The organism is Nocardiopsis sp. CC223A (genome assembly GCF_030766825.1).
Classification (GTDB): Bacteria; Actinomycetota; Actinomycetes; order Streptosporangiales; family Streptosporangiaceae; genus Nocardiopsis.
In genome coordinates, this window is sequence record NZ_JASFDV010000146.1 from 1 (window position 1) to 7,322 (window position 7,322).

The 7,322-nt window shown below is 65.8% G+C and carries 7 protein-coding genes; 5 read left to right on the forward strand and 2 right to left on the reverse strand.

Annotated elements, in window-relative coordinates:
• From QJS33_RS30700 to QJS33_RS30720, 5 genes are all read left to right on the forward strand, one after another.
• Positions 1 to 769 (forward strand): ATP-binding cassette domain-containing protein (locus tag QJS33_RS30700; RefSeq protein ID WP_306371574.1); only part of this gene is annotated, 769 nt, incomplete at its 5' end.
• A gap of 71 nt (positions 770 to 840) precedes the next feature.
• Positions 841 to 1,620: an ABC-2 family transporter protein gene (locus tag QJS33_RS30705; protein WP_306371575.1), complete on the forward strand. Its 780-nt coding sequence runs from the start codon at positions 841 to 843 to the stop codon at positions 1,618 to 1,620.
• Positions 1,617 to 2,429, forward strand: a complete 813-nt coding sequence (locus tag QJS33_RS30710; RefSeq protein ID WP_306371576.1) for an ABC transporter permease — start codon at positions 1,617 to 1,619, stop codon at positions 2,427 to 2,429. The genes QJS33_RS30705 and QJS33_RS30710 overlap by 4 nt, the downstream gene beginning before the upstream one ends.
• 32 nt (positions 2,430 to 2,461) lie before the next feature.
• Positions 2,462 to 2,890, forward strand: coding sequence for a TIGR03618 family F420-dependent PPOX class oxidoreductase (locus QJS33_RS30715; RefSeq protein ID WP_306371577.1), 429 nt, complete (start codon positions 2,462 to 2,464; stop codon positions 2,888 to 2,890).
• 28 nt (positions 2,891 to 2,918) lie between these two features.
• Positions 2,919 to 4,313 (forward strand): glycosyltransferase, encoded by a 1,395-nt coding sequence (locus tag QJS33_RS30720; protein ID WP_306371578.1) that lies wholly within the window; start codon positions 2,919 to 2,921, stop codon positions 4,311 to 4,313.
• Here the strand turns inward: QJS33_RS30720 and QJS33_RS30725 are convergent.
• Positions 4,301 to 5,002, reverse strand: coding sequence for a PIG-L deacetylase family protein (locus QJS33_RS30725; RefSeq protein ID WP_306371579.1), 702 nt, complete (start codon positions 5,000 to 5,002; stop codon positions 4,301 to 4,303). The genes QJS33_RS30720 and QJS33_RS30725 overlap by 13 nt on opposite strands.
• Positions 4,999 to 7,053 (reverse strand): NAD-dependent epimerase/dehydratase family protein, encoded by a 2,055-nt coding sequence (locus tag QJS33_RS30730; RefSeq protein WP_306371580.1) that lies wholly within the window; start codon positions 7,051 to 7,053, stop codon positions 4,999 to 5,001. The genes QJS33_RS30725 and QJS33_RS30730 overlap by 4 nt, the downstream gene beginning before the upstream one ends.
• Between the last annotated feature and the right edge of the window lie 269 nt (positions 7,054 to 7,322).

Genomic DNA, 7,322 nt, shown 5'->3' on the forward strand with positions numbered 1-7,322 from the left:
AGTGAGGGGCGTGGCCCCCTGGCGTGACCGAGAGCGGAACGCCCTGGGCATTGGCGTGGTCTTCGGACAGCGCAGTCAGCTCTGGTGGGATCTCCCCCTGATCGATTCCTTCCGGCTGGTGGGCAAGCTCTACCGAATGCCGCAGGGAACCTTCCGGCGCAACCTCGACCGGTTCGTGGACCTGCTCGACATGGGATCGTTCCTCGACCGGCCGGTGCGACAGCTGAGCTTGGGTCAGCGCATGCGGGGCGATCTGGCCGCGGCCATGCTGTACGAGCCACCTCTCCTCTATCTTGACGAGCCGACCATCGGTCTCGACTCCGTGGCCAAGGAGCGGATGAGGGGCTTCATCGAGAAGATCAACTGCGAATCCGGGACCACGATTATCCTGACTACGCACGACCTGAGCGATGTCGAGCGGTTGTGCCGCAGGGCGATACTCATCGACCGGGGAACCTTGGTCTACGACGGAGGGCTCGACCCGCTGAAGGCCGAGTACGCTCCGCACCGCGTCCTCGTGGCCCACCTCGCACCGGAAGGCCCGGCCGGAGAAGCTCCCGAGGTCACTCTCGGCGACCGGTTCCCGGGAGAGCTCATCTCCCAAGAGGGCAACGTCATCAGGATCGGGTTCAAATCGTCGCTGACCTCGGCACAGGAGGTCATCTCCGCGTTCAGTGCCGCCTATCCGATCCTCGACCTTTCCATCACTGAGCCGGACCTGGGTGGTGTGCTGCGGCGTGTCTATAGCGACCGGGAGTCAGTCACGTGATGAGAGCGGCTCCGTCCGGAATGGACACCCTCGACCGACCAGGCCGCCCTCAGCGAAACGTTCCGGCCTACTTGGAGATCATCCGAGGCCGACTGCGGATCGCGGTGACCTATCGCCAGAACGCCGCCTTCCTCTTGGCCGCAGTGGTCATGCAGATCTTCATCCTGCGCGTGGTGTGGACATCCCTCTACGGTGAGACCGAGGTCGTCAACGACGTGAACCTCTCGTCGATGCTGGTCTACCTCACCATCGCTAACCTTCAGAACTGGGCTCTTCAGGATCCCTCCGTGAGCTCCTACATCCACTCCCGCGTACGGGAAGGACAGGTGGCCTTCGACCTGCTCCGCCCGGCCGGCTTCGTCCCCCAGATGCTCGCCCACTTGGTCGGCTCCAGCCTCGCCATGGTGTTGTTCGCGGTCGCCGCCCTGCCTGTGGTCGCCCTGGCTGGCACGCTCGGCCCGCCTGTGTCCGCGGCCGCGTTCGCCACATGGCTCGTGAGCTTGCTGTGCGCCTATCTGGTGGCGCTCCTCCTGAACCTCATCCTCGGCATGGTGGCCTTCTGGACCATGGAGATCACCGGCATCGGGGTTCTGTACTACCTGGTGAACCAGTTCTTCGCCGGTGCCCTCGTCCCGCTCGACTTCTTCCCGGAGGGGCTGGGAGTCCTCGCGCGGCTCCTGCCGTTCCAAGCCACCACGTACACGCCCGTCGCCATCTACGTCGGCCGCATCACGGGCACGGACGCGCTGTTGGCCATCGGAGTCCAGGTCGTGTGGATCGCGGTACTGGTCCTGTTCGCCAGGCTGCTCTGGCGGGCAGCGGTCCGGCGGGTCATCGTCCAAGGGGGGTGAGAACACTGCTCCGGACCCTTTCCATCACCTGGGCCCTGTACGCGGCCGCGATCCGCGGTGAGATGCAGTACCGGCTCAACTTCCTGTTACTCGTCCTCCTGGGGGTGTTCTACCAAGGCAGCGGATTCGCCTTCATCTGGATCGTGCTGTACCAGTTCGATACCATCGCGGGCTGGACGTTTGGCGAGATCGCCCTGTTGTACTCCTTACGCCTGCTCGCCCACGCGGTATGGGTTGTCCCGTTCCACCAGGTGCAGTTCCTCGACACCACGGTGAGGGAGGGCCGTTTCGACCGGTACCTTGTGCGGCCGCTCAACCCCCTCCTACAGGTGATGACGACCAGGTTCCAGATGAACGTGATCGGCGACGTCGCCGCCGCGGCCTTGCTGTTCACCATCGCGGCCCACCTCGTCGACCTCAACCTGTCACCGCTCACCGGGGCCTATCTCATCCTGGTCGTCCTCGGAGGTGCGCTGATCGAGGGAGCTGCGGTAGTCGCGGTCTCCTCACTGAGCTTCCGGTTCGTGCAGACGTGGGCCGCGAACCACCTGATCGACAACTTCTTCCTTCTGTTCGGCTCCTACCCGACGACGATCTTCGGAGGCGTTCTCAACTGGGCGCTCACCTGGGTCGTCCCTATTGCCTTCATCGCCTACATTCCCGCGAGCGTGTTTCTGGAGAAGACCGGTGAGCTGCACATGTCCGCGATCGTCGCATTCGGCACACCCGTGATGGGGGCCGTGTGGTTCCTCCTCGCTTACTGGGTCTGGCACCGCCAGGCCCGCAGATACCACAGCGTCGGAAACTAGGCCGTCGCACCGAAGGGGAAATGAGAGGACGTATGGAAGAACTAGAGAAAAGAGAAACTTCTCGAAACGCACTGTGGTCGTCGGCCATGGAGTTGGCCCGAGGCCCGAATTTCGCCGTCCTGAGTACCTTCATGCCGAGCGGACGGGTGCAGAGCCAGGTGATGTGGGTGGATGCGGACGAGACCGCGCTCGTGTTCAACACCGAGGTGCATCGCAAGAAGTACCGCAACGTGTCCGATGACCCGCGCGTGACGGCAGTGGTCATCGATCATCTCGATCCCTACCACTATGTGGAAGTCCGGGGCAGGGTGGCCGATGTCGTTCTCGGAGTACCGGCGCGCGAGCACATCGACGAGTTGAGCATGAAGTATCTCGGCGATCTCTACCCGGCCAGGATCATCAGTGAGCGTGTCATCCTGCGCGTCGTTCCAGAGAGGATCATCCCCGGGAACACCGAGTGAGCACCCCCTCTCGAAAACCGTTGGCAGCATGACGCGGACGACGCGAAAGGCAATAACGATGAAAATCGGACTGAGTGTTCTGGGACTCTTCCGGGTGGGGCCACTCACGGAGGACGAGTTCCGCACAGCGGCCGGGCGCCACGGCCTCTCCCCGAGCGACGCACGGACCCACTTGCGCGCCCTGGCGGCGGAAGGCATGCTCCATGACGTGTGCGAAGAGGGAGGAGGGCCGGAGACGGTTCACGGCCTCACAGGAAGGGGCCGGACCACGCTTGAGGACATGCTCCGCGCGGTGGCCGCGGAAGCGGGCAGGCGGGTGAGCGGAACCGAGCACACTTCCCTGTTGCTGGGGCGACCGGAGTCGACTTCGCGGGACGCGGAGGGCGAGCCCGTCGCCATGGTCGTCGGAGGGCTCCACGGAGCCGAGATCCTGGACGGACTGTGGCCGCCCCAGGAACTGCCTCAGTACACGCCGACGCGAAGCCTCGCGGAGAGGAGGGAGGAGTCCTGGTGGCCGTGGACCGTCCCGGATCCGTGCGGGTGCGTCTGGGCCAAGTCACCGGGCGGTCACTGGCGAGTCCTGGCAGGGTTCGGGACGGACCCATGTCCCGCTCCCCCCGCAAGTCTGGCCGTACCGCGGAGCACCCGCGACCCCGTCACGGACGGCCCCCTGGTGACGGCCATCATGCCTACCGCTGACCGACGCCACTTCGTGCGCAGGGCAATCGACTACTTCCTGGCCCAGACCTACCGGGCGCGGGAACTCGTGATCGTGGACGACGGCACGGAAACCGTCGAGGACCTGATACCGGACGTCGAGGACATCCGTTATCTCCGACTCGAGGGCCGCAACACGATCGGATCGAAGATGAACGCGGGTGTGGCGGCCGCCAGAGGCGAGATCATCTCTCAATGGGACGACGACGACTGGCACGGCCCTGGGCGGATCGCGGCCCAAGTTGGCCCGCTCCTGGATGACACCGCATCGATCGTCGGATTCGAAGGGGCGCCCTTCTACTTCGTGAAGAAGGACCAGAGTTGGGCCGCGCCCAACGCCCTGATGCGACTGCACCGGAAGGGCGGGATCCACTGCGGAACGCTCGTTTACCGCAGGACCGACTGGGAGGCCACGGAAGGATACCCTGACCTGTCCTTCTTCGAGCAGACGACTTTCCTGGAGAGGGTCCTGGCCGCCGGGGGGCGGTTGGGTACGGTGCCCAATGCTGGCCACTACGTCCAGATCAGGCACGGCTCGAACACATGGCGCGACGACGTCATGGGCATTCCCGGGTGGGCCATGACCGAGGGGATGCCGTGGCTGCCCACGAACGCGCTCGAGTTCTACCGTTCCCTCCACGGTCCTTTCCCGGTGGAAGGGGGCGCGAAGGGCCCTCTCCCACCGAGAGACGCCTACCCCTCTTGACCGGGATTCCGGGGGTCCATCGCTGACACGGCGGACGGGGTCAGGCGCAGGACATCGAAGACCTCGGCGGCACCTCCACCGAGTGACACGGCTCCGCGGTAGTGCGCCAGACCGCGGATAGCCGAGTCCCACCGCGCGAGCCGCAACTGGGACGTGTAGGCGCGCATGGCCTCGACCTTCTCATCCAGGACGTCGCTTATGTCCTGGACGTGGGAGAACCGGTGCATCGGCGTCCACACCTCGTAACCCAGCACCAGGGTCGGCGCGGGCGAGGGCTCCGTGCCCGCCTCCGCGAAGAAGCGCGAGCTGGCCATCCACAATGCGTCCATGGACAGGCGGTGGACGAGCTCGTGCTCTTGGTCAGTTTCATCCGAATGCGGGATATAGACGATCTCCGGACGGTGCTGGCGCAGCACACGCACCAGCGCCAACCGGACTTCCCGGCTGGGGAGCAGGTCCCGGGAACGGCAGAAGAGCTGGACGCAGTGGTTCACTCCGAGCACGTCGTTGGCCTTGGCTATCTCGGCCTGGAAGCCGTCGTCGTCTGTCTCGTGGTCCAACGTACTGCGATCCCTCTCGACCACGTGGACTGTGGTGATCTCGGCTCCGGCGCGGGCGTGGGCGATCAGCGATCCGCCGGCGCCGATGATCTCGTCATCGGGATGCGGGGCGATGGCGACGATTCTCATGAGGAGGCGCCCTCCACCCCTGTCGGCTCGTCGGCGAACCACCACGCGGCCCACTCGCGCACCGACTCCATCCCACTGTCCAGGTCGTGCCGCGGGCGGTAGCCGAGCACCCGGCGGGCCAGGCCAATGTCCACCGCCGCGCGAGCGGCGTAGACCTCCTGTTCCCAACCAGGCAGCGCCCGCCGGCTCCCTGGCTCCCCGGTGGCCGCCCCAGCGGAGCCACCGATTCCGACCGCCATGGTCCTGTAGGTGTCGTAGAGGCGCCCCCACGAGGTGGGTGAGTCACTCGAAATGAGGAACCGCCTTCCGTTCGCGGCTGGCTCGACCGCGGCCAGCAGTAGGGCTGCGACGACGTCGTCGATGTGCACCGCGTTGCAGACACCGTGATCGCCCGTGGGAAGTATGTCGGTGTCGGTCGCGATGCGCTCCAGCGCCCGGATGGTCCAGTCGGGCGCCTCCGGACCGTAGATGACGGTGGGCTGGACCACCACGACCTCCATACCCTTCGAAGGCTCAGCGAGGAGCAACCGCTCAGCCGCCGCCTTCTGCTGCGGGTAGCTGAGGTCACTAGGGACGGCGGGGATCATCGGGCTCTCCTCGGTGACGGTTTCCGCGCTGTCCAGGTCGTAGACGGACACGGTGCTCACGAGGACGAAGCGGCGGACGCCGGCCTCCTTGGCCGCCCGGAAGGCGTTCAGGGAACCGTTGACCGTGGTGTGCCACCGGGACTCATCGTCACCGGAGTTGCCGAACGCGCAGTGGAGGACGGTGTCACAGCCCTTCATGGCCTCGGCCAGGCCGTCGGGAGTGTCCAGGTCGGCGGTGACGAAGGACAGTCTTCGCTGATCGAGCGCCGCAAGTCCGGCGAGTCGGTGGTAGCCGCGCACCATCGCCACCACATTCGCGTCGGTATTCGACACCAGATGCCGTACTGTCCGGGAACCGACGAAACCGCTCGCACCCGTCACCAGCAGGCGATGGTTCGCGAGGGACGCCAGGCCAGGGGGAGCTGGCGGCCGTGGTCCCGCAAGTCGCCCCCGCCCCTCTCCCGCGTAGCACTCTTCCGCGACGGCGACGGTCGCTAGCCCCGCTCGGGCGTCGGCGAGAGGGGGGTCCCCGCGTCGGACAGCACGCGCGAACAGCGAGAGCTGTCCCGCGAAGAGGCCGGTCCACGTGTCCGAAGCTGCACCCTCGATGGGAACGCTCCCGACGCGTGCCGACCCGGGTCCCGCAGGGACGATCTCGTACCGTTCCTGGAACCCGGTCCCCACGCGCAGGGACGCTTCAGTGCCCTGGATCTCGATCGAACCGCCCAGATTCCGGAGTCGGGACAGTGCTACTTCGGCCCGCACCTTTCCGTACCGGAGTCGGATCAGGGCCTCGCTCTCCACTCCGCCGAGGCTGTCATCGGCGTAGTCCAGGACTTCCACCGATGACCCGAACCAGTGCGAAAGCAGGTCGAAGACGTGGGAGCCGACTTCCAGTGTGACTCCGCCGCCGGCGAGGTCCGGGCGGAACATCGAGGGAGAGGTGACAGGCCATGAGTAGGGCGCCCCTTCCCGCCAACGGACCTGTTGGAGGGTGCCCAGGTCGCCCGACTTCAGGATCCGGCTGACCCAGGAGGCGATCGGGAACAGGCGTCGGACGTGTGCGACAGAGGCGACGAGGTTCGACCGCTCCGCCAATGCGATCAGGGCGCGGGCGTCGGACACCGTCGTCGTCAGCGGTTTCTCCACCAGAACGTGTCGTCCCGCGCGCAGGAGGGCGGTTGCAACCTCGATGTGGGAGGCATGGGTGGTACACACCAGGGCCGCTTCGACATGAGGGATTGCGGCTGTGAGGGAGTCACCGACATAGCCAGGAGGACGGAGTCCCTGCTGCTCCATCAGCGCCGCCGCGGCCCGCGCCTTGCGCGGATCCGAGTCGATCAGGGCTTGGACACGGACTCCTGGGGTTTCGGCTAGAGCCGGAATATGGCAGGTCAGGGCAACGGCGCCGCAACCGATGATCGCGAGCCGGACCGGATCGGCGGTGGTGGCTGGGTGGGGCATCCTGCACCGTCCTTCGTGTGACACGGTGGCCGACCTCGTACCTGTTCGCCGGATCGAGAGCCGTATCCGCTGACCGTCGCATAATTGATCTCCACGCGACCGACCAGGCGTTTGATAGGCATGACGACACGGCTTTCTCGAGACCGGAATCCAGTCAGATCCTACTTAGAGCTCATCTCATTTGGGTTCTCGGTAGCCTGCTTCTGTGTCGATGGTGGAACGGCTGGTGCCGGACGAGCTGTGGGAACTGTTCCAGCGGGTGGTGCCCA